General features: G+C 59.5%; 16 protein-coding genes and 1 tRNA gene. 10 read left to right on the top strand and 7 right to left on the bottom strand.

Annotated features, from left to right (window positions below; translation table 11 throughout):
• Positions 1–574: 574 nt before the first annotated feature.
• The 4 genes from E4662_RS20330 to E4662_RS20315 all read left to right on the top strand — a co-directional run bounded on the left by E4662_RS20330 (position 575) and on the right by E4662_RS20315 (position 7,038).
• Positions 575–2,104: a class I adenylate-forming enzyme family protein gene (locus E4662_RS20330; protein WP_136443456.1), complete on the top strand. Its 1,530-nt coding sequence runs from the start codon at positions 575–577 to the stop codon at positions 2,102–2,104.
• A gap of 475 nt (positions 2,105–2,579) precedes the next feature.
• Entirely contained in the window at positions 2,580–5,405 is a 2,826-nt protein-coding gene (locus tag E4662_RS20325; RefSeq protein WP_136443455.1) for a molybdopterin oxidoreductase family protein, read from the top strand.
• Positions 5,402–6,166 (top strand): 4Fe-4S dicluster domain-containing protein, encoded by a 765-nt coding sequence (locus E4662_RS20320; RefSeq protein ID WP_136443454.1) that lies wholly within the window; start codon positions 5,402–5,404, stop codon positions 6,164–6,166. The genes E4662_RS20325 and E4662_RS20320 overlap by 4 nt, the downstream gene beginning before the upstream one ends.
• Complete coding sequence (locus tag E4662_RS20315; protein WP_136443453.1) at positions 6,166–7,038, top strand: dimethyl sulfoxide reductase anchor subunit family protein; 873 nt, start codon at positions 6,166–6,168, stop codon at positions 7,036–7,038. Before E4662_RS20320 ends, E4662_RS20315 begins: the two co-directional genes overlap by 1 nt.
• Positions 7,039–7,116: 78 nt before the next feature.
• Here the strand turns inward: E4662_RS20315 and E4662_RS20310 are convergent.
• From E4662_RS20310 to E4662_RS20295, 4 genes are all read right to left on the bottom strand, one after another.
• Positions 7,117–7,192, bottom strand: a tRNA-Thr gene (locus tag E4662_RS20310).
• A gap of 44 nt (positions 7,193–7,236) precedes the next feature.
• On the bottom strand, positions 7,237–8,754 hold the full coding sequence (locus E4662_RS20305) for a heme biosynthesis protein HemY (protein ID WP_136443452.1): 1,518 nt from the start codon (positions 8,752–8,754) through the stop codon (positions 7,237–7,239).
• Positions 8,755–8,764: 10 nt separating this feature from the next.
• Positions 8,765–10,186: a hypothetical protein gene (locus E4662_RS20300; protein ID WP_136443451.1), complete on the bottom strand. Its 1,422-nt coding sequence runs from the start codon at positions 10,184–10,186 to the stop codon at positions 8,765–8,767.
• A gap of 58 nt (positions 10,187–10,244) precedes the next feature.
• Entirely contained in the window at positions 10,245–10,940 is a 696-nt protein-coding gene (locus E4662_RS20295) for a uroporphyrinogen-III synthase (RefSeq protein ID WP_168798033.1), read from the bottom strand.
• Between the two features lie 100 nt (positions 10,941–11,040).
• Here E4662_RS20295 and tsaD point away from each other — a divergent pair, with 100 nt between their 5' ends.
• From tsaD to E4662_RS20270, 5 genes are all read left to right on the top strand, one after another.
• Complete coding sequence (gene tsaD / locus E4662_RS20290; protein WP_136443449.1) at positions 11,041–12,123, top strand: tRNA (adenosine(37)-N6)-threonylcarbamoyltransferase complex transferase subunit TsaD; 1,083 nt, start codon at positions 11,041–11,043, stop codon at positions 12,121–12,123.
• Positions 12,120–13,070: an NAD(P)H-dependent glycerol-3-phosphate dehydrogenase gene (locus E4662_RS20285; RefSeq protein ID WP_136443448.1), complete on the top strand. Its 951-nt coding sequence runs from the start codon at positions 12,120–12,122 to the stop codon at positions 13,068–13,070. The genes tsaD and E4662_RS20285 overlap by 4 nt, the downstream gene beginning before the upstream one ends.
• Positions 13,071–13,073: 3 nt before the next feature.
• A complete protein-coding gene (locus E4662_RS20280) occupies positions 13,074–13,349 on the top strand; it encodes a YciI family protein (protein ID WP_136443447.1) in 276 nt (91 codons plus the stop codon).
• Complete coding sequence (locus tag E4662_RS20275; protein WP_136443446.1) at positions 13,346–13,765, top strand: EVE domain-containing protein; 420 nt, start codon at positions 13,346–13,348, stop codon at positions 13,763–13,765. The genes E4662_RS20280 and E4662_RS20275 overlap by 4 nt, the downstream gene beginning before the upstream one ends.
• A gap of 67 nt (positions 13,766–13,832) precedes the next feature.
• Complete coding sequence (locus E4662_RS20270) at positions 13,833–14,228, top strand: DUF1761 domain-containing protein (protein ID WP_136443445.1); 396 nt, start codon at positions 13,833–13,835, stop codon at positions 14,226–14,228.
• A gap of 229 nt (positions 14,229–14,457) precedes the next feature.
• Here the strand turns inward: E4662_RS20270 and E4662_RS20265 are convergent, their stop codons facing one another.
• Together E4662_RS20265 and E4662_RS20260 are read right to left on the bottom strand one after the other, a co-directional pair.
• A complete protein-coding gene (locus E4662_RS20265; protein WP_136443444.1) occupies positions 14,458–14,799 on the bottom strand; it encodes a DUF2853 family protein in 342 nt (113 codons plus the stop codon).
• A gap of 96 nt (positions 14,800–14,895) precedes the next feature.
• On the bottom strand, positions 14,896–15,552 hold the full coding sequence (locus E4662_RS20260) for a VPLPA-CTERM sorting domain-containing protein (RefSeq protein ID WP_136443443.1): 657 nt from the start codon (positions 15,550–15,552) through the stop codon (positions 14,896–14,898).
• Between the two features lie 426 nt (positions 15,553–15,978).
• Between E4662_RS20260 and E4662_RS20255 the strand changes: the two genes are divergently transcribed.
• On the top strand, positions 15,979–16,584 hold the full coding sequence (locus tag E4662_RS20255; RefSeq protein ID WP_168798032.1) for an HD domain-containing protein: 606 nt from the start codon (positions 15,979–15,981) through the stop codon (positions 16,582–16,584).
• A 74-nt stretch (positions 16,585–16,658) separates the two neighbouring features.
• Here E4662_RS20255 and ahcY read toward each other — a convergent pair whose 3' ends face one another.
• On the bottom strand, positions 16,659–18,047 hold the full coding sequence (gene ahcY, locus E4662_RS20250; protein ID WP_136443442.1) for an adenosylhomocysteinase: 1,389 nt from the start codon (positions 18,045–18,047) through the stop codon (positions 16,659–16,661).
• Positions 18,048–18,071: the final 24 nt, after the last annotated feature.

The following is an 18,071-nucleotide window of genomic DNA, read 5'->3' as shown; positions in this document are numbered from 1 at the left end:
CGAAATGAACCCAAGCCGCCCACATATCTCTTCAGATACTCGCGATGTCAAATAGCACCCAAAGACAAATACCAACCGGATGCGCCCTAAACTTAACGGCGCGCCCGCCCAGATCTACCTCTGATTTCTACCCTCAAGAACCCCGAGGCGTCCGCCCCGCCGTCCCGTCCGGCGTCCCGTGCAGCGCCTCAGCGCCGCCGGTGAGGGGCCTTCTACGGATAACAAACAAAACCCGCAACCCCTTTTTACAAGTTTTTTGACCAACGGAGAAAAAAACCTGATGATTGCTGTGATGCGCCCCTCGTGGAACATCATAAATATATGGAAATAAACAATTTACTCGCATTTCATCCATCTAGAGACAGTCGCTCAAGAGTGAGAACTGCCCGAAACATCCGGTGCAAAACAGCTGTCTGATGAGCGCGTGCACACGAATCCGCTGCCGGTCCGCCAACTCGTCATTCCGAATGGAATCGAAGGGGCTTGATAGGGCGTCTGGAAAGCGAGCAGAGTGGCTCAATCCACCTTAGATGTCGGCGCTGGATTCAGCGCCACTCTTGCTCAAGGAGCCGCAATGAACCCTGCCCAATGGTTGCTTCGCACGGCAACACGAGACCCCGAAGCTCCGGCGCTCTTCACAGGCACGCAGTGTGTTGCGACCTACAAGGTCTTTGCCACAACCGCCGCTACGCTTGCCGCGCGACTGACAGAGGCCGGGGTAAGGGCCGGTGATCGCGTTGCGCTTTTCAGTGGGAATCGCACGGAATACCTTGAGGCGCTCTACGGCATCTGGTGGTGCGGCGCTGTTGCTGTGCCCATCAATGGCAAGCTTCATCCAAAAGAGGCCGCCTGGATCATTTCAGATTCAGGAGCGAGACATGTCTTTACCGATTCCGCCCGCGCGACGGACCTGACCACCCTTCTTGAAGTGGACGTCACCTGTATATCGTTCGGCTCTCGCGACTATGCCCAGATGACAACCGGCCAGGCTTTGCCGCTGCCCGTTCTTAGGGACTCAGATGACACCGCCTGGCTCTTTTATACGTCTGGGACCACCGGGCAGCCCAAGGGTGTCATGATGACAACCGGGAATATCGCCTCCATGGCGCTCAGCTATTTCGTTGATGTAGAGAACGTCCGTTCGGACGACGCGATTCTATACGCCGCGCCCATGAGCCATGGCGCCGGCATCTACAACTTCATGCATGTTATGCGCGGTGCGCGCCATGTGGTTCCTGAAAGTCAGGGCTTTGATGCCGGCGAAATTCTCGATCTGGCTCCGCGGATTGGTCCATGTTCGATGTTTGCGGCCCCCACGATGGTGCGCCGTCTTGTGGATCACGCAAGGCAGAATGGGTTGAAGGGGGATGGCCTGCGGACAATCGTCTATGCGGGTGGTCCCATGTACGAAGCCGATATTCTTGAGGCCGTCGATGTCATGGGCCCCCGTTTTATACAGATCTATGGGCAGGGCGAATGCCCGATGGGAATAACCGCATTGCCGCGCGAAACCGTTGCGGACCGGACCCACCCAAGGTGGCGCGCACGGTTGAATTCCGTTGGGCTGGCTCAAAGCGAAGTGGTTGTGGACATTTTTGACGAAACCGGGAAGCCGGTCCCGGCGGGAACTGTTGGTGAAATCGTGGTTCGGGGCCGAACGGTCATGAAAGGGTATTGGCAAAACCCGGACGCGACGGCCAAGACACTGAAGGACGGGTGGTTGTGGACCGGAGACATGGGCCACATGGACCACGATGGCTACGTAACCATGCATGATCGGTCCAAGGACATGATCATTTCAGGTGGGTCCAACATCTATCCGCGTGAAGTCGAAGAAGTGCTCCTTTCTCACCCGGATGTCCGCGAAGTCTCTGTCGTGGGTGCCCCGGACCCTGAGTGGGGGGAGATTGTTGCGGCCTTCATTGTACTGGATGAAGCGGCCTCCATGCGGGAAGCGGATCTCGACGCGCTGTGCATTCAAAGCATCGCACGGTTCAAACGGCCAAAGCTCTATCGATTCACCGATGCGCTGCCCAAGAACAACTATGGCAAAGTGCTCAAGACAGAACTGCGGCAAAGGCTGTCCTCGGACGAGCCCAGTTAAAAGCTCGCGTAATGTGGCCATGCCTGATCACAGGTCCATTCCGCCACAGCGCACAACAGCCGCTTTGGGCAATAGACGCACCCGAGCCATTTGATTTCCGGACTTTCCCAGACAAGGCGGTGAGCTACTTCAACGGCTAGGGGAAAGGACCATGCGTCCCGTTGCAGCGCTTTTGAACAGGGCAGAAGTCAGGAAATGTCACCCGATGACCACACCAAACACACGATCATGAGCGCGCTACCCATTCGTTTTGCTTGATCCGAAGCACCATCATGGTTTTCATGAGCCAAAACCCGCGGCGTTTCTTGCTCGTTGCAATCGCGACCGTCGGAAAAAAGTGAATGTGTAGCCAGTTCTTTTTTGGTCGGGAGGGGCCTCAATCGCCCACATCATCGTTGAAACTCAATTCGTCGCCGGGGTGAGCCTTGGGGGGAAGACTTTGCTGGCCTGATACGCCGCAACAGAAGGACGCCAGATGACTATCCAGCAACCTAACATCAACACGTCCCCCAAGGTCTCGGACGAGATCAGGCAGACCACCTGTTACATGTGTGCCTGCCGGTGCGGCATCAACGTACATATGAAAGACGGCAAGGTCGCCTATATCGAGGGCAACCGCGATCACCCGGTGAACAAGGGCGTGCTCTGCGCGAAAGGGTCCGCCGGGATCATGCAGGTCAATGCGCCTTCACGTTTAAGGGCACCGTTGAAACGCGTCGGTCCTCGGGGGTCAGGCGAATTCGAAGAGATCAGCTGGGACGAGGCGCTTGAAATCGCGGCGGGCTGGCTGGAGCCGATCCGCAAGGAAAACCCCGAGAAGTTGGCCTTTTTTACCGGCCGCGATCAGTCACAATCCTTCACCAGCTTCTGGGCGCAGAACTTTGGTACCCCAAACTATGCGGCGCATGGCGGCTTCTGCTCGGTCAATATGGCTGCGGGCGGCATCTATACGATGGGTGGTGCTTTCTGGGAGTTTGGCCAGCCCGACTGGGAGCACACCAAGCTCTTCATGCTTTTCGGCGTTGCCGAAGACCACGACAGCAACCCGATCAAGATGGGCATCGGCAAGATCAAGGCCCGCGGCGCGCGGGTGATTGGCGTCAATCCGATCCGCTCTGGCTATAACGCCGTGGCGGATGATTGGGTCGGCATCACGCCGGGCACGGACGGGCTGTTCATTCTGTCTATGATCCACGTGCTGATGAAAGCCGGCAAGATCGATCTCGATTACCTCAGCCGCTACACCAACGCGCCGGTTTTGATCGATGCCCGCGAAGGCCCGACCAAGGGCCTTTTCTTGCGCGACGGCGATGGCAAGCCGTTGGTGATAGACCGTGTGACCGGAGAGCCGACCGCCTTTGACAAACCCGGTGTGCGCCCGGACCTGTCGGCAACATACGAACAGGACGGCGTCACGCATCGCCCGGTCTTTCATGACATGGTCGAGCGCTACCTGTCCGATGAGTACGCCCCCGAGGCGGTGGCCGAGACCTGTGGCATTCCCGCCGCGCGCATCCGCGCCATTGCGGGCGAGCTGGCGCGTGTCGCCTTTGACGAGGCGTTTGAGATTGAGCAGGAATGGACAGACTTCCGGGGCGAGACTTATTCCAAGATGATCGGCCGCCCGGTCTCCATGCATTCGATGCGGGGAGTTTCGGCCCACGCCAACGGCTTCCAGACCTGCCGCGCCCTACATGTGCTACAAATCATCCTTGGCACAGTTGAGGTACCCGGCGGCTTCCGCTTCAAACCCCCCTACCCCAAACCGGTCGAAGCCCACCCTGCCCCGCACTGCAAGGTGACGCCGGACGCCCCTCTGGACGGGCCCCATCTGGGCTTTGTTCGCGGACCAGAGAACCTGGCGCTCAAAGAAGACGGCAGCCCCGCGCGCATCGACAAGGCGTTCACTTGGGAAAACCCGATGTCCAGCCATGGGCTGATGCATATGGTGATCTCGAACGCCCACGCGGGTGATCCCTACAAGATCGACACATTGTTCATGTACATGGCCAACATGTCGTGGAACTCAACCATGAACACCACCGGTGTCATGGAGATGCTGACCGACAAGGATGACAACGGCGAGTACGTGATCCCCCGGATCATCTACTCCGACGCCTATAGTTCGGAAATGGTGGCCTATGCCGATCTGATTCTGCCCGACACTACCTATCTGGAACGTCACGACTGTATCTCGCTGCTCGACCGCCCAATCTGCGAAGCCGATGCTGCCGCTGATGCCATCCGCTGGCCGGTGATCGAGCCGGACCGCGATGTGCGCGGATTCCAGACCGCGCTTGTGCAGCTGGCCAACAAGATGAAACTGCCCGGCTTCACCCACGAAGATGGCAGCGCCAAATGGCAGGACTATGCCGATTACATCGTCAACCACGAGCGCAAGCCGGGTATCGGACCGCTGGCAGGCTTCCGGGGCGAGAATGGCGACAAGGAAGGCCGGGGAGAGGTAAACCCTGAACAGCTGAACCGCTATATCGAAAACGGCGGGTTCTACGTGGCGCACATCCCGGAGGGCGGGGACTACTACAAACCGTGGAACGCGGCCTATCAGAACTGGGCGGTCGGCATGGGTATCTATGACAAACCGGAGCCATACCTGTTCCAGCTCTATTCCGAACCCATGCGCAAATTCCAGCTCGCGGCCGAAGGCCATGGCGAGCGACAACCGCCCGATCACTTGCGACAACGGATCAAGGACAGGCTCGACCCACTGCCGATCTGGTACGAGACCGACCAGCACGGCAACGACGGCTTCACAGTCAACGCGCTGACCCAGCGCCCAATGGCGATGTATCATTCCTGGGGAACTCAGAACGCGTGGCTGCGCCAGTTGCATGGCCGCAATCCGCTCTACGTGCCGACCAAGCTGATGCGCCAACACGGGCTTCAAGACGGCGATTGGGCCAAGGTGACGTCACCGCATGGCGAGATCACCGTGCCGGTGATGGAGATGGCCGCGCTCAACGAAAACACAGTCTGGACATGGAATGCCATTGGCAAACGCAAAGGGGCCTGGGCTTTGGAAGAGGATGCGCCCGAGGCAACCAAAGGCTTCCTGCTCAATCACCTGATCCACGAGTTGCTGCCGCCCAAGGGCGACGGGCTTCGCTGGGCCAACTCGGACCCGATTACCGGTCAGGCAGCCTGGTTTGACCTGAAGGTCAAGATCGAAAAGGCCGCAAACCCGGACGGCATGACCGAAAGCCAACCTGCTTTCGATCCCATCAAGTCACCGGTGGGCACCGGCCCCAAGTCACTGGCGTGGAAGGTAGGCAAACCATGACCCAACTCCCCGAATCCACGGACCGCAAAATGGGTCTGGTGATCGATCTCGACACCTGCGTCGGTTGCCATGCCTGTGTGATTTCCTGCAAGGGCTGGAACACCGAAAACTATGGCGCGCCCCTATCGGATCAGGATGCCTATGGCGGCAACCCCTCCGGCACTTTCCTGAACCGGGTTCACAGCTACGAGGTGCAGCCCGAACAAGGTCACGCGCAGCTTGTCCACTTCCCCAAGTCCTGCCTGCATTGCGAAGACGCGCCTTGCGTCACCGTTTGCCCCACTGGCGCCAGCTACAAAAGGGTTGAGGACGGCATTGTTCTGGTCAACGAAAGCGACTGTATCGGGTGCGGGCTGTGTGCATGGTCTTGCCCTTATGGCGCGCGCGAGCTCGACGTGACCGAAGGCGTGATGAAGAAATGCACCCTCTGTGTCGACCGGATATATAACGAAAACCTACCAGAGGAGGACCGCGTGCCGTCTTGCGTCCGCACCTGCCCCGCAGGCGCGCGCCACTTCGGCGATCTCGGCGATCCGAACAGCGACGTCTCGCAACTGGTGGCCGAACGCGGCGGCATGGACCTGATGCCCGAACAAGGCACCAAGCCGGTCAACAAGTACCTGCCTCCCCGCCCCAAGGATACCATCGAGAGTGAAATCGATATCCTTGCCCCTCTCTTGGCCCCGGTCGCAGAAAACCCCGGCGGGTTCATGGGTTGGCTCGACAAGGCCCTGGATAAACTCCCCGGAGGAGACGCCTGATGCACCCCGCACCGTCCGTTATCGTCTTTACCACCCTGTCGGGCCTCGGCTTTGGCCTTCTGATGTTTCTGGGGCTCGGGCTTCCGGCCGTCACAGGCTGGGTCGCGTTTGTCTTCTTTCTCATCGCATACGTACTGGCTGTGGGTGGCCTGCTGGCCTCAACCTTTCACCTCGGCCGCCCCGAACGCGCATGGAAAGCCTTTACCCAATGGAAAACCAGTTGGCTCAGCCGCGAAGGTTGGTGCGCAGTTGTCGCGTTGTTGGTTCTGGCACCTTACGCTGCGGGACTGGTCTTTTGGGACCAAAGCTTCGCCCTGCTGGGTTTCATCGGGGCGCTATTCAGTTTGCTCACGGTCTTCACCACGTCGATGATCTACACCCAGCTGAAAACCATTCCGCGCTGGAACATGAAACTGACACCCGTGATGTTCCTGTCGTTTTCGATCGCAGGTGGTGCGTTGCTGGCGGGGCAAATCGATGCCGCAATCGCACTTCTGGCCATCGCCGCACTGGTTCAGCTGGCCTATTGGAAGCTGGGGGATCAAGCCTTTGCCAACTCCGGCACCAACATGGGCACCGCCACGGGACTCGGCTCGCGCGGCGCGGTGCGTGCGTTTGAACCGCCGCACACTGGCACCAACTATTTGCTGCGCGAGTTCGTGCATGTGGTCGGCCGCAAACACGCGGCCAAGCTGCGGGTGATTTCCTTCACTTTGGCTTTTGTCCTGCCAATCCTACTGATGTGGTTTTCCCCACACCACTTCGCCGCGGTAATCGCTGTCCTGTCACACATGGCCGGAATCGCCACGTCGCGCTGGTTATTCTTTGCCCAGGCTGAACACGTTGTGGGCCTTTACTACGGGAAACGGTGAACGCCCGAGAACAATCCAACTGGCTGTGGGCTTCTGCCCGCAGCGCCGGATGTCTCTAACCATGTTCGGATAGGAAAGTGGTGCCGCTGAAGGGACTCGAACCCCCGACCCCATCATTACGAATGACGTGCTCTACCAGCTGAGCTACAGCGGCACTGGTGGCGGGCTATTAGCAAACAGCCCGCCGCCTGAAAAGGGCTATTTTGCCTCTTCTGTTTTGGTGGCTTCCGCCTCTATTACCTCGGCGTCCTCTGCACCATCAGCCGCCTCGACTGCCTGAGAAACGTCCTCAAGGTGATCCGGTTCAGAGGGTTCTTCAACCGGAACCGGGGCTTGGCTATGGTCTTCGATTGCGCCGATGATCAGCGGCAGCATGTCAGCGCCGCCCGGCAGAACAGGTTCGGACTGCGACGGAACTTTCCAAGTGAGCGAATCGAAGGCACCACAGTTGGAGCAAAGCGGTGTCCACTGTGCCTGAATCGAGTTGCAGTTGTCGCAAACCCACTGCGGCCCGCGCGGCGCCGTAAGCGCCTTGGCAAGGAACCCACGCACAACGCTGTCGGGCGCACCTTCACCTTTCTCGATTGCCGCCATGATGGTCATGACGCGCGCATCCGGATCGGTTTCAACCAGATCGCCCAGTGCGCGCCGTGCGTCCGGGAAACTTTCAGCAGCGAGATGCAGCTCCGCCTTGAGCAGCCGCGTTTCGCGATGTTCCGGCTTGATCGCCGTCAGCGCTCCGAAGCGTTTCACGCGCGCGTCCGGCGTTTCATCCGGTTCGATTTCAGCAAAAGCTGCCGCGAGATCGGGGTGAGGCTGGACGTCCCAAGCCTTCTTCAGAACCCGGATCGCATTGCGTTTCCGGTTTTGAGAAATGAATGCCCGGGCGGCCAAAGCAGCCGCCGGGATCAGATCCGGGGACGCTTTGTTGGCGCGGATTGCGGCCTCTGCGCTGGCGGCCTCATCGCTGGTGTCCTGCGCTTCGGAAAGCGCGAGAACCGCATCACGGCGCTTATAGACATCGCGCGGGAGAGCGCCCGTCTTCAGCTTGGTTTCCAGCGTTTTCCGCGCACCGGACCAGTCGGCGCCTTCCGCCTGCAGGCGCAGGAGCGTGTCCTGCACTTCAACGTGCTTCGGCTTGATCGCAAACGCGCGCTCCGCCAATTTCAACGCGGTATCCGTGTCGCCCTTGGTTAGCTTCTGTTTCATCAGGCCGCGAACACCGACAAAGCGCGTATTCTCGTCCTTCAGAAGCCGTTTATAGACCTCTTCTGCCTTCTTGGTATCGCCAACCATTTCTGCCGCCTGTGCAGAAATCAGGTTGGTCAGGTCAGGCCGGCCAAGGTACTTTTCTGCCTTGGACGCCTTTGCCATGGCCAAACGCCCTTCACCGGAGGCCAGCGCCATGATGCCTTCGGACAGAGCCTGAAAACCCTTGCGCTCGCGATTGCGGTCGAAGTAGCGGCTCAATGCCGTTTCATCGCCATTGATGAACTTGAGCAGCGCGATCAGCAGAGAGAAAATCTTGAAGAACAGCCAGACAAGCACCACCAGCACGATGGCTGCAAGGACGGATTGCAGCGGGCCAAGCGTGAACTCGGTCCCGGCGACGGTGATTTGAATGCCGCCAGTGCTTTCCATCAGGTAGCCGGCGCCAAGGGTCATTGCCGCTACCAGCGCGACAAAAACGACAATCTTGATAAGTGACCAAAGCATTTCGTGACCCTTATTGGTTATTCAAGTCTTGGGCGAGCGATTGAGCAGCAGCCAGAACGGCGCGGCGCGCCTCTGCTTGCGCGGCCCAATCAGCCAGTTCCGCTTGTGCCGCTTCTGGCAAAGCTGAGATTTCCGACAGAGCGGCATCCAGATTGCCGCTTTTCACAGCCGCCTCTGCACGGGACAAAACCGCATCCGGATCGTCGCCCTCGCGCGGTGCAACGGAACGGGCCCCCAGCTGGTTTGACAGGAAGTTGCCGATCCCGCCGCCACCTTCACCGGCGTTCGACCGGCGTGCAACGGTCAGCGCCGCACGCGCGGCATCGGGGAACTCCGTGACCAATGTGGTCAGCGTGGCAACGCCATCCCCGGCAAAGTCACTCAACTCTTGTGGCACGCTGACGCCGTTTTCACCAAGCAGCGCAAGCGGCTGCGAAAACGCTTTGCCTTCCTGAACAAGAGCGATCACCTCTGCGGCCGCGCCGCGACTGGAAGCCAGAGTGGCCTGATCTTCAGCATTGGCGTTGGCGGCGAGCGCCTCTTCGGCCATTGCCTGAATTTCTGCCTTTTGCTCTTCGACAGCCTGCTTCTGCGCGGAGATGGCAAGACGCAGCTCTTGCAACTCGCGCTCATAGGCGGCGATGGCTTCCGGGCCAACGGCACCGGCAACCGGCGCTTTCTCCAGCGCGGTCATACGGCTGTCGAACTGGGCAAACGTCCCTTCGAGAGTCGTCACGGTTTCGCCAATCCCGGATACGCTGTCTTCCACCCCGGCAAGAGAGTTGGTCAACGGCTGCAGATCGACAATCGCGATGGCCTTTTGTGCCTCTTCAAGTTTGGCTTGCAGATCCGCGATCTGCTCGGATTGGGCTGCGATGGTCGTACGCGCCTCTTCCTCAAATGGATTGGCGTCCGAGCCGGTCAGAAGATCCATCTCGGCCGCGCCGAAGCCCAGCGCTGCTGCGACGACGCCGCCCAGAACCGTCGGGACAAAACCACCTTTGCGTTCGATGATCTTTTCCTGAACCACGGGCGCAGGGGTTGGCTCACCCTCTGCGGGGGCAACATCTGCCGGTTCCGGCTCTTCCAGGGGTTCCACGTCTGCGGACAGGTCTTCCGCCTCTTCGAGATCGCTGACTTCAGTGTCCTGATCTTCAGCCTTGTCAGAGACGTCTTCAACGTCACCTTCGGCAGTTCCATCCTCGGGAGCGTCCTCACCGATGGTCTCGTCTTCGGGCAACGGATCGGTTTGATCGTCTTCGGAGGACACCTCTTCCGGCAAATCAGCCGGAGCTTCAGGCGTTTCGTTTTCCGGTGTATCCGCTTCCGTCGCTTCAGAAGTGGCTTCGGAATTCTCTTCCACCTTGGCTTCGGGCGCTTCGGCCTGAACCTCTTCCTTGTCGATGGGCTTTTTGGACTTTGCCTTTGCCACCTGATCTCACCCTTTCACTTGTCCCGCACGCCGCGTGGGATCGCGGCGGTCGCGACTGTCAATTCTCAACCGATTCCCCTGCGGTTTCCAGCAGGTCCAGAATCGCAGCCAACATCGCGCTGGAATCAGGGCGGTTTGCTGTTGTCTGACCGTATATATGCAGGGCCGCGAGCGGCTTGACCACCGCTTCACTGAGACCCGCGACAAGAAGCGGCGCTTTTATCGGCAACTTGGCGAAAAGTGCGGCGGTTCTGGGGGAGTAAAGCGGTGCCACAACCGGAATCTCACCCGCCAGAACCCCGAGCGCCTCCTGCGTAGGTCCAAGCGCGGGCTGATCGTAAAGCGCCACGCCGCTGATATCGATCCCCACCGCCGCCAAACGCGGGGCAACATCGCCTCGTGTGTGCGTGCCATGCACATGCAACCAGCGCCCAGCCGGACGTCGCGCTTCTACCAAAGCAACCAGATCATCGGCCGTCCCGCGCGCGCGTTCCGCCTGCATGCCAGCCGCCTTTGCTTCCGCTTCCGTCGCAGGCCCGACAACAAAACACGGCAAATCGCATCGCCCGCCCCGCTCCACCCAGACCCGCACCGCATTTGCCGATGTGAAAATCAGACCGGAGAGCGCGCTTTGGTCCGGCATGTCCCCGATAGTCTCTATACCGATCAATGGTGAATAGACCGCTCTAAAACGCGCGCCGGCCTGTTCCAATGCCACGACAACACGCTCTGACTGAGCCCTTGGGCGGGTCATTAGCAGTATCGGCGGTTGTCCAGGCATCAATCCTCCGGGATTGTGAGGCGGGTGTCAGGGTGGTACTCGGCAAGACAGGCGAAGGCAACGGGAACGGCTGATGACATCTCCCCCCCTCATTCTGGGCTTGGAAAGCAGTTGCGATGACACTGCGGCCGCATTGGTTCGCGGGCGGGACGTGCTGTCATCCGTTGTCATGGGTCAGAACGCGTTGCATGCGGACTTTGGCGGCGTGGTTCCGGAAATCGCGGCGCGCGCCCATGCAGAGCGGCTTGATCTGTGCGTTGAACAAGCTCTGGACGAAGCCGAGGTTTCCCTGAGCGCGATCGACGCCATCGCAGTCACCGCAGGTCCCGGCCTGATCGGCGGCGTCCTTTCCGGCGTCATGCTGGCGAAAGGTCTGAGCGCAGGTCTTGGCAAGCCGTTGATCGGTGTGAACCATCTTGCCGGGCACGCTTTGACACCGCGGCTGACCGATGGTTTGGCGTTCCCCTACTTGATGCTGCTTGTCTCGGGGGGGCACTGCCAGTTCCTGATCGTTCGGGGGCCGGAAGACTTTTCCCGGCTCGGCGGCACGATTGATGACGCACCCGGCGAAGCTTTTGACAAAACCGCCCGCATTCTGGGCCTTACGCAGCCGGGCGGGCCGTCGGTTGAAGCCGAAGCTCTCAAGGGCAATGAAAAGCGTTTCCGCCTGCCCCGTCCGCTGCTGGATCGGGAGGGGTGTGATATGTCCTTCTCCGGCCTCAAGACCGCAATCCTGCGCCAGCGCGACGCGCTGATCACCGATCAGGGCGGACTGACTCAACAGGATCGCGCCGACCTCTGCGCCGGGTTCCAGGCTGCCGTGCGGGATGTGCTGGCAGAGAAGACCCGCCGCGCCATCGCGCTCTACCGGGCAGAAAACCCAAGTGAACCCGCCCTAGCCGTCGCCGGCGGCGTGGCCGCCAACAAGGCGTTGCGCGCGGCGCTCGAAGTCGTTTGTGAGACGCAAGATCTCCGGTTCACTGCGCCTCCTCTACGCCTGTGTACGGACAATGCCGCGATGATTGCCTATGCCGGGTCAGAGCTTTTTGCCCTTGGCCGGGTGTCTGACATGTCGCTTGCAGCGCGGCCCCGCTGGCCTTTGGACAAACGCGCGGCACCGCTGATCGGGTCGGGCAAAAAGGGGGCCAAGGCATGAGTGTTGCGGTTTTCGGCGGCGGGGCCTTTGGGACAGCGCTTGCCATTGCCATTGGTCAGACACGGCCCGTCACGCTTTGGGCCCGAGATACCACGCATCTGACCAAGCACCGCGAAAGCGCTCGGTTGCCGGGAATGGCTTTGCCAGACGGCGTGACCGTGACGCCCGACCTCGAAGCGGCCACTGGCATGGATACCCTGCTTTTTGCCATGCCCATGCAGGTTCTGAGCGGCTTCTCCGACCAGATCGAAGCGCCGCTGACCGGCAAAGCGCTTGTGGCCTGTTGCAAAGGCATCGATCTCAAGTCTCTCACCGGCCCCGCTGCCATTCTCGCACAGCATTGGCCCGAAGCGACGCCAGCCATTCTCACCGGCCCCAGCTTTGCGGCCGATATTGCGCGGGGGCTGCCGACAGCTTTGACCCTCGCCTGCGAGGAAGAGGCGCTTGGCAAAGCCGTGCAAGCCCAGCTGTCAACGCCGACACTGCGGCTCTATCGCAGCACGGACGTTGTCGGGGCGGAGCTTGGCGGCGCACTCAAAAACGTTATCGCAATCGCCTGTGGTGCATGCATTGGGGCCGGGCTGGGTGACAGCGCGCGGGCCGCGCTCATGACCCGTGGCTTTGCCGAAATGACCCGGCTGGCAGCGGCGCTCGGAGCGCGTCCTGAAACGCTGGCTGGCCTGTCCGGTCTTGGGGATTTGACGCTGACCTGCACGTCGGACCTGTCCCGCAACTTTCGCTATGGCCTTGCCCTTGGCAAAGGGCAGGCCTTTGATACGGGGGTGACTGTCGAAGGCGCGGCCACGGCCCGTGCCGTTACCCGAATTGCTCAGGAACGCGGGCTGACCTTGCCGGTTTGTGCCGCTGTCGCAAAACTGACCACAGCCGAAACAACCGTTGCAGAGGCCATGGAGGCCTTGCTTTCAAGACCGCTCAAGGAGGAATAACCCATGCTCATCGCCCTGCTCGCCCACGACAAACCCGGTGCCTTGCAAACCCGCAAAGACAACCGTGACGCGCACCTTGCCTATATCGACGCCACAGGCGTGGTGAATCAGGCGGGCCCGCTGCTCGATGAGGCCGGGGACATGTGTGGCAGCCTCGTGATCCTGGATGTGGAAAACATGACCGCTGCGGAAGCCTGGGCCGAAAATGACCCCTACGCCAAAGCAGGCTTGTTCCAGAGCGTAAGCCTGACCCCATGGAAGCGGGTGATCGGCGGATGAAATACTGGCTGTTCAAATCGGAACCCTCCACCTGGAGCTGGGCAGACCAGCAGGCCAAGGGTGACGCGGGCGAGGAATGGGATGGCGTGCGCAACTATCAGGCGCGCAACTTCATGCGTGAGATGGCCGTGGGGGACCGCGGTTTTTTCTATCACTCCCAGAAGGAAAAGGCTGTTGTTGGCATCGTCGAGGTGATCGCAGAGGCGCATCAGGACAGCACGACGGACGACGAGCGCTGGGAGTGCGTGGACATCAAGGCCATTGCCACTGCCAAAACCCCGGTGACCCTTGACGACATCAAGGCAGAAGAGCGGCTGGCCGATATGGTGCTGGTCAAGAACTCCCGCCTCTCGGTGCAACCTGTGACAGCAGAAGAGTGGCAAATCATCTGTGACCGCGCCGGATTGCCCGCATAGATTTTCCTAGGAAACGCTTCGCTTCTGCGCCAGCATGGGCTGACACTGCGCGAAAAGGGGGTTTTCCATGGAACTTGTCAGCATTCTCGTCGCCACAATCGCAGCCTTTGCCATTGGTGCGGTTTGGTACAACGTCCTGTCCAAGCCTTGGATCGAAGCAACCGGCATTCCTGTCGATGAAGAAGGCAATCCCGAAGGCGGCATGGATCCGAAGCTCTTTGCCATGGGCTTCGTCTTTCAACTGATCGTCGCTGGCTTCATGCGCCATGTCTTTACATCCAGCGGGGTCGACGGGGTGTTTGCCGGGGTCGTGTCCGGTGCCGGTGTCGGGGCGTTTTTCATTACGCCCTGGATCGCGCTCAACAACAGCTACGCGGGCCGCCCGATGAAACTGACGGCCATCGACGGCGGCTATGCAACCCTGGCCTGCGCGGTCATGGGCTTGGTTCTGGCGCTGTTCTGAAAAAGAAAAGAGGGGTGCCGAACCACAAAGGCCGGCACCCCATCACCCCGCGTGCTCCCTACGCACCACACGCGAACTTGGTTGTGTCCGGCCTTCTGGCCTGTTTGATCCATGTATAGCCAATCAGCGACCGAAGCCGCAAATCCGAAGTCCGCGCAATTTTTCCTGCATTCAGAACAAAAGGCCTCCGGATCACCGAAGGCCTTTGTTTTCAATCTGTTGAAGGCTATCAGCCGTATACAGACTCTTTACCAAAATGCTTGGTCAGCATGTAGTAGACCACAGCACGGTACTTGTTCCGCTCGGACTTGCCGTAGGTTTCGATCACGCTGTCGATTGCATCCGAAAGCTCCGGTCCATCCGCAAGACCCAGCTTCTTGATCAGGAAGTTGTTCTTGACGGTTTCAAGCTCACCCGGCTGGCTGGCGGCGACGGTCGACGCGTCGGCATCGTAGATCGACGGGCCACAGCCGATCGTAACCTTCTTCAGCAGATCCATGTCCGGATCCATGCCGCATTTGCTTTTCAGATCGTCGGCGTACTTCTCGATCAGCTCGTCGCGTTTGCCCATAAGTCCACTCTCCCTTGAGTTATGCTGAAAATCTTATCCACACGCACCTTGAACAAGCGCAGCCAACAAATCTAGGGGAAATCCCATGAAATCGGCTCACTTAGGCCCTGGTTTTTTCCGGCGACGGGCAACCGCCATACCAGCCAACGCGCTTCCCAAAAGCACGACCGAGGCAGGCAGGGGAACGGCGGCAGGCTGCAGCGAAACCCAAACGTTGACACCGCCATTGCTGTTCTTGAGCTGTGCATGGCTTGCGCGATACCAATCGTTTTCGCCCCACAATAGCCCGTTGCCGCTGACCGCCGAGCTGTGGCCACCATAATAGGAAATCCATGGATCTTCAGCATTTCCGGAGCCACGGCTCAAAACGTTGGCTTCGAGCGATCCGGAGGTTGACGCACTCCAAGTCAGGTTGTGGCCAAACTCACTTGCGGTTGCGTCAATTGCAGACCGCAGAGACGCATAATCCACGACAGTCCAGATGTTGCCGTTTCCTGTTATGAAAACGATGTCCATGCCGGACCACACATCAAACGGACGCCAGAAGTCATCGGACTGATTTTCGCTGGAATAGGTGCCAAAGGTATAATTCCACATCAACTCGCCGTTCCCATCGAACATGCCCAGATCGCTGTCCGCCATTCGACCAACCTGATACCAGCTGCCGGTTTGCAGTGGAGACGCCACAGAGGCGTGCGCGGCACCGGACCAAGCAGCTGAAAGCGCCGCCAAAAGGAATGTTGCGACCTTCATTGATGGCCCCCCAAAAATTGCATCCTATTGACAGTCTACACAGAATTCCGGCTTCGAGAAGTCTGAGGCCTGAATTACAACCCTAGAATGGCGAGGCCTTTGCAATTGCCGTTCATAGGAGAAATTCACCGTGGCAGCGCGTGTGCCGCAAACAGAAAACCCGGATGTCGAAAAGACGACAGACTTCGGCTTTTGGATTTGGCACGATGGCCAAAGTACGATGGCCCCATGGCGATCACGGCTTCAAAGGAGGGCCACATGCTGGCTGCACAACAGCACGCCGCCAATGTGCGTGACCGACACACTGGAGGCCTGCACGCTCGACTACCGCAACAAACTGGCTCTATACGATGAGGTTCCGCACGATCACTCGCACAGGCCGTCCGCTGGAGCCCGGACCGCTATGGACAAGAAAGGATTCGCGCGATGACTGAAAATCCGATTGTCAGCTTCACCCAGATGAAGGACGGCACCGAAGAGGACTATCTGCTGCTTGAAAAGCTGGAAAAGCCCTTTCTCGCGCTCACTGCGGACCGCGTTCTGGAAGAGTTGCGGCGCGCAGGGGAAATTACGCTCGAAGGGTATCCGCTCACCCGTCTAGAACATGGGCTGCAATCGGCCACGCGCGCTGAGCGGGATGGGGCGGATATTGATTGGATCGTTGGCGCGCTATTGCATGACATCGGTGATGGCTTGGCCCCGCAAAATCACGACAGGATGTCCGCGGAAGTGATCCGCCCTTTTGTCCGGTGGGATGTGTCCTGGGTGGTCGAACATCACGGCATTTTCCAGATGCTGTATTACGCCCATCACTACGGTTGGGACCGCAACGCCCGGGACCAGTTCAAGGATCACCCCTGTTATGCTAGCTGCGCAGAGTTCTGCGAACGTTGGGATCAATCCTCTTTCGATCCGGATTATGACATGAAACCTCTGGCATACTTCGCCCCAATGGTCCGCGAGGTCTTCTCTCGAAAAGCCTATGATCCCGCAGTGGTGCGGGAAGGGTTCGTGTCAGCACTGACGTCGTAACATCGCGAAACGCAAAAGGCCGGGCATGAGGCCCGGCCTTTCCAATTTGATCGGGGCGTTTCCGCCCGCTGTGATCAATACCGGTAGTGTTCCGGTTTGAACGGGCCTTCCGGGGTAACGCCAATGTAAGCCGCCTGTTCCGCCGTCAGCGTGGTCAGTTTCACACCGATCCGGCCAAGGTGCAGGCGCGCAACCTTCTCATCCAGATGCTTGGGCAGGATGTAGACGCCGTTTTCATAGTTCTCGCCGTTGGTCCACAACTCGATTTGCGCCAGCACCTGGTTGGTGAAGCTGGCGGACATCACAAAGGACGGGTGGCCCGTGGCGTTGCCGAGGTTCAAAAGACGCCCTTCGGACAGCAGGATCAGACGGTTGCCCGAAGGCATCTCGATCATGTCCACCTGTTCCTTGATGTTGGTCCACTTGTGGTTCTTCAGGTTCGCCACCTGAATTTCGTTGTCGAAGTGACCGATGTTGCCGACGATGGCCATGTCCTTCATCTCGCGCATGTGCTCGATGCGGATCACGTCCTTGTTGCCAGTGGTGGTGATGAAGACGTCGGCGTCCGCCACAACGTCTTCAAGCAGAACAACCTCGAAACCGTCCATCGCAGCCTGAAGCGCGCAGATCGGATCCGCTTCGGTCACTTTCACACGCGCACCAGCACCGGCGAGCGAAGCTGCGGACCCTTTTCCCACGTCGCCATAGCCGCAAACCACCGCCACTTTGCCCGCCATCATCACGTCGGTTGCGCGGCGAATGCCGTCGACAAGCGATTCCTTGCAGCCGTACTTGTTGTCGAACTTCGACTTGGTGACGGAATCGTTCACGTTGATCGCCGGGAACGGAAGCTGGCCGTTCTTGTGCAGGTCATACAGGCGGTGCACGCCGGTGGTTGTCTCTTCGGACACACCCTTGATCGCGTCGCGCGTCTTGGTGAACCAGCCCGGGGACTGCTCCATGCGCTTCTTGATCTGGGCCTTGATGACTTCTTCTTCCTCGGACTGCGGCACCGGGATGATGTCTTCACCGGCTTCGGCGCGTGCGCCAAGCAGAACGTAAAGCGTGGCGTCGCCGCCATCGTCCAGAATCATGTTCGCGCCTTCCGCGAACTGGAAGGACTTGTCGAGATAATCCCAGTGCTCTTCGAGGCTCTGGCCCTTGACGGCAAAGACCGGAATACCGGCTTCGGCAATCGCCGCGGCCGCATGATCCTGCGTGGAGAAGATGTTGCACGACGCCCAGCGCACATCCGCGCCCAGCGCCACCAGCGTTTCGATCAAACAGGCGGTTTGAATGGTCATGTGCAGCGAGCCGACGATGCGCGCGCCCTTGAGCGGCTTGCTCTCGCCATACTCCGCGCGCGTTGCCATCAGGCCGGGCATTTCCGTCTCGGCGATGTCCAGTTCCTTACGGCCGAACCCTGCCAGGGAAATGTCTTTAACGACGTAGTCCTGAGTCATGATGCCTCTTGCTCCTGATGACAC

Source organism: Pacificoceanicola onchidii, from assembly GCF_004804335.1.
GTDB lineage: Bacteria > Pseudomonadota > Alphaproteobacteria > Rhodobacterales > Rhodobacteraceae > Pacificoceanicola > Pacificoceanicola onchidii.
The sequence above is the reverse complement of the archived record's forward strand: the minus strand, read 5'-3'. Positions and strand labels throughout refer to the sequence as shown.